Below are 4,411 nucleotides of genomic sequence, written 5' to 3' on the forward strand. Positions count from 1 at the left end.
GACCGCGAAGCGCTGCAAAAAGAAGTAACCGCTTTGCAAACTGAGTTGACCCGTATAGCCGATACCACCACCTTTGGTGGGCAAAAACTATTAAATGGCGACTACGGTACACAGCAGTTTCAAGTAGGTTCAGACAGTAACCAAACCATTGGCGTAACCTTAAACTCTGCAGCCGCTGAGGATATAGGCCTAAGAGGTAAAGGGTTTGATTTAGCTGCAATTACCGGATTTTCAGGTGCCAGTGAAACAGCTAAAACATTTGCAGATACGGATTCATTAAGCGTCACAGCTGGCGGCAAAACTAATAACATAGATTTAACCACAGGTATGAGCGCAGCAGATTTAGCTGGGCAATTCAACAGCACCGAAGGGGTGTTTGGCGTAGGTGCAACCACGCAAGTTGCTGTGGGTGGATTTGGAGATACGAATACAACCGCTACAGACGTTGTTACACTTAATGTTGCTGGTGTAGAAATTACAGCAACGGCTGCGGCAACGGGTGATGGTACAGTTGCAGCATTAAAAACCGCCATTGACCCAGCAACAACAGAAGCACTAGCTGCTAAAGGTATTACTGCTTCGGTTGTAAATAATACAGGTACTACCGGTGATGATTTATTGGTGTTTACTAACGCTAGTGGCGAAAACATTGATGTAACAATGGAAATTCAAGGTGGTGCTACTGATGGGTTAGATGGTACGGTATCTGCTTACGATGGCACTGCAGTTATTGCTGGTGGTGTAACAGTATCTGCAACAGCAGACACAACCGTAAACAAAACATCAACAATTACTGGGCGTTTAGATGTTTCTAATGCAGTATTAGATTCTGACTTTTCTACATTAAGTGTTACTGGTACAGGCACTTTAAATGGTGCAACAACAACCAACGCTACGCTTGATACGACGACTAGCCTCACGTCAATTGCTAATTTAGATATTTCATCAGCAGGTGGCTCACAATCGGCAATCGATGTGATTGATGCAGCACTACAGCAAATTGGTGATGAGCGTGCTGAGCTCGGTGCGGTGCAAAATCGTTTTAGTCAAACAATAAGTAATTTGGCGAATATTCAAGAAAATGCATCGGCATCACGTAGCCGTATTCAAGATACTGATTACGCCACAGAAACAGCGCAAATGACCAAGAACCAAATACTGCAACAAGCAGGTACGTCTATCTTGTCGCAAGCAAATCAGTTACCGCAAGCGGCACTTAGCTTATTAGGTTAATAGCCTATAGCTTAATAGCAAACTAATACACAAAGTCAGTATTAGTAATTTAAAAAAGGAGATGGCTTTGCTCATCTCCTTTTGCTGTTTAAAGTGTAAAGTTAAGCTACTATTAAATGGTGTATAATAGTAAAGTCTATTAAGGAGGCGTTATGAATACCATAGCTTTAGGCGCAGAAAGGTTGGCGTTGCCCGCAAATACAGAGCGGGCCAATGGCCAAACCGGTGGGGAGTTACCCTTTAAAACTACAAGTGATACGAAAGCGAATACCGCTGACGCTCAGCAAAGTAGTAACTCGTTAAATAATACTAAGCAAAACAAGCTATACCCTAATAGCTCATTAGCTAATGCAGGGCAGCAACCACTTGAGCGTGAACAGCTTGAAAAAGTGGCGCAGCAATTGCAGGATTTTATGGGTGAAATGAATCGCAGCTTACAGTTTCAGGTAGACGAAGACTCTGGCCGCGATGTAATTAAAGTACTCGACAAAGACACCGGCGATATTATTAAGCAATATCCATCGGAAGAGGTGTTAAGTTTAGTGTCTAAGTTATCTGAAACCGCAGGTTTATTAATAGACCAAACGGTTTAGTAGCTATTGTTACTCGTGTATTTAGTTAGCTTATTTTTAGGTATTTAAAGAGGTGAAGTATGTCTATTTCGTTTAATGGCTTAGGCTCGGGTTTAGCTGTATCAGATATTGTGGATGCATTAGTTAATGCTGAGCAAGCACCTGCGGAGGCTCGTTTAAATACTACTGAAAGCAATTTAACTACTGATATATCAGCCGTTGGAGCATTAAAATCTGCGCTTGAAAAAGTGCAAACCTCAATGGAAGCATTGGGTGATAGTGATAATTATCAAAAGCGCACTGCATCTGGTGGTGATGATTTTATATCGATTAGTGCAGATCAAGACGCTCAGCCAGGTAGCTATAATGTAAAAGTTGATGCATTAGCCCAAGCACATAAATTGTCATCCCCTGCATTTGCGGCCGATGAAGCCATTGGCGCGGGTGTAATTACAATAGGTTCAGGTGAAAACAGTTTTTCAACTGTTCTGTCAGCAACTAACACCTTAGAAGATTTACGAGACCAAATTAATAACGGCCCTTTTACAGGCAATGACAGTAACGACTCGGTTGTAGCGACTATAGTAACCAGTGATTCAGGTCAGCATTTAGTGCTTACTAGTAAAGAAACCGGTGAAGACAACGCAATTACTATTACCGTACAAGATGACGATGGCAATGATACGGACACAGGTGGGCTCTCACGGTTAGCTTACGATGTGTCTGACGCTGACCCACTAAACCATACTACAAACCTAACAGAAGTAAACGCTGCACAAAATGCCCAAATAACGATTGATGGCACATTAACGGTATCAAGCAATACAAATGAATTTAGCAATGTAATTGATGGCGTGGATATTACCGCAAAAAAATTACATGATGCCGACGATGATGTTAGCGATATATCAGTCACTGAAAATAATAATAATATACAAGCAGGTTTAAATAGCTTTATCACTAGTTACAACGAACTGTTAGAGCTTAGTAATAATTTAGGTGCATCAGGTGAAAGTGGCGCTGGTGTAATGGCAGGGGATTCACTCCTTCGTGGTGTTATGTCAAAACTACGTAGGGAAATAACTGAGTCGGTTGATTTAGGTGATGGTAATTCACTGTCGCTTTCGCAGCTAGGTGTAGAAACAGACCGCTACGGTGTTTTAACACTCAATACTGAAACACTAAACGAGCAAATAGAATCTAATGTAGATTTAGTGCAGCAGTTTTTTGTCGGCACTGATGAAGACGAAGGCGGCTTTGCCCAGTCCTTTGATGAGCTAATGAGCTTTTATACCGACTCAGATGGTATTATACAAAACCGTATAGACAGTAAAACAAATCAATTAGACGATTTAGATGATCAGCGCCTCAGCCTTGCGAGTAAGATGGAGTCGTTATCTGACAGGTTATATGCTCAGTACAACGCCATGGATTTATTGGTAGCGAGCTTAAACTCGACAAGTAGCTATGTGCAGGCACAGCTTGAAAACATGCCCGGCGTGGTAAGGGACAACTCTTAATTAATATTACTAATTATGAACATAAAAAAACCGTTTAAAACGGTTTTTTTATGTCTAAATATTGCCTTTAAGATGCTTAGTAAGTTTAAAGCTGCTAGAGGTAGCTAAACCGATTTATAAGCCGAGATTGCTTTACCTGTTTTTTTTTGCTTAATTATGGCTTTAGATGATTCATTCTTTACAGCATTTGCTTGTTTGCTAATGTTGTTGATATTGGTTTGCACAGCCACAAGTTGCTCACCGGTAGGCGGGTTCTCACTTTCGCACCAGCGCTTAAGTTCACTATTTAAAGTATCCATAATAGGGGGAGCTTCATCAGCGTTATTGCTTTGCACTAATAATTCGATTCTGTTGAGCAATTGATTAATATGCTCAGCTTTACTTGTTTCCTCTAAAGCCATTCGCTTATACCGCAGGAGTACGCTGATCGACAGGAATGCTATCCCACCCTTCTTTAATTTCTTTAATAATGCCAGCTACTTCAGAAATAATCTCAATGTCATTGTCAACATTTGCTTGCACAAGGCGTCTTTGGCAGTAGTCATAAAGTGCTAATAAATTATTTGAAATACTCGGATCTTGTTCCACTTCTAAATTAAGCGCGTCTTGTAATGCACCTAAGAGTAAAATACAGGCAGAGATGTTTTCGCCTTTTTTTTCTATTTCTTTGCGCTCAATAAACCCTTTAGTAGCGGCCAAGCGGCCAATTATGTTACTAAAAATAAGGTTAATTTGCTCATAGGGCGCCATTTCTGCGATGTTGCTGGCGCGCACTTGAGAATATTTTTTTAATGAAACATGAGCCATGGAAAATCCTAAATAAATATGTGAAATCGTCTGTACGTAATAAAAGCAATATTAATGCCAAGCATATTGCATTTATTTAGTTATCGGCATTGTTGCTTTCAACTTAAGTTAATTATAGTTTATATTTTTGACCTACGTAGATTTATGCACTAAGTAAAAAACAAGACATGGCATTAGCTTTAAGTATTAAACAACAAAACAATACTTAAGTTTTAATTATTAAGTATTATTGTTTTATAGCGATGTCTATTTTTTGGCGTTTATGTCAAAAAACCGCCG

At 40.1% G+C, this 4,411-nt stretch carries 5 protein-coding genes; 3 read left to right on the forward strand and 2 right to left on the reverse strand.

Going from position 1 to position 4,411, the window contains the following annotated elements; translation table 11 throughout:
* From L650_RS24800 to fliD, 3 genes are all read left to right on the forward strand, one after another.
* A partial coding sequence (locus L650_RS24800; protein ID WP_029773875.1) for a flagellin occupies positions 1–1,233 on the forward strand: 1,233 nt, incomplete at its 5' end.
* A 152-nt stretch (positions 1,234–1,385) separates the two neighbouring features.
* Positions 1,386–1,826 carry a flagellar protein FlaG gene (locus L650_RS0117195; RefSeq protein ID WP_029773876.1) on the forward strand — a complete coding sequence of 147 codons (441 nt, stop codon included), beginning with the start codon at positions 1,386–1,388 and terminating at the stop codon, positions 1,824–1,826.
* Positions 1,827–1,885: 59 nt separating this feature from the next.
* Positions 1,886–3,325 (forward strand): flagellar filament capping protein FliD, encoded by a 1,440-nt coding sequence (gene fliD / locus L650_RS0117200; protein WP_029773877.1) that lies wholly within the window; start codon positions 1,886–1,888, stop codon positions 3,323–3,325.
* 104 nt (positions 3,326–3,429) lie between these two features.
* Here fliD and L650_RS0117210 read toward each other — a convergent pair whose 3' ends face one another.
* Both L650_RS0117210 and fliS read right to left on the reverse strand, forming a co-directional pair.
* Positions 3,430–3,726: a hypothetical protein gene (locus L650_RS0117210; protein ID WP_029773878.1), complete on the reverse strand. Its 297-nt coding sequence runs from the start codon at positions 3,724–3,726 to the stop codon at positions 3,430–3,432.
* A 4-nt stretch (positions 3,727–3,730) separates the two neighbouring features.
* Positions 3,731–4,132, reverse strand: coding sequence for a flagellar export chaperone FliS (gene fliS, locus L650_RS0117215; RefSeq protein WP_024032327.1), 402 nt, complete (start codon positions 4,130–4,132; stop codon positions 3,731–3,733).
* Positions 4,133–4,411 lie beyond the last annotated feature (279 nt).

The organism is Pseudoalteromonas sp. TB51 (genome assembly GCF_000498055.1).
Taxonomy (GTDB): domain Bacteria; phylum Pseudomonadota; class Gammaproteobacteria; order Enterobacterales; family Alteromonadaceae; genus Pseudoalteromonas; species Pseudoalteromonas atlantica.

Bases quoted from the DNA above. Each gene is read 5' to 3' on its own strand.
- L650_RS0117210 (WP_029773878.1), bottom strand. From the start codon at position 3,726: ATGGCTTTAGAGGAAACAAGTAAAGCTGAGCATATTAATCAATTGCTC.
- L650_RS0117195 (WP_029773876.1), top strand. From the start codon at position 1,386: ATGAATACCATAGCTTTAGGCGCAGAAAGGTTGGCGTTGCCCGCAAAT.
- fliD (WP_029773877.1), top strand. From the start codon at position 1,886: ATGTCTATTTCGTTTAATGGCTTAGGCTCGGGTTTAGCTGTATCAGAT.
- fliS (WP_024032327.1), bottom strand. From the start codon at position 4,132: ATGGCTCATGTTTCATTAAAAAAATATTCTCAAGTGCGCGCCAGCAAC.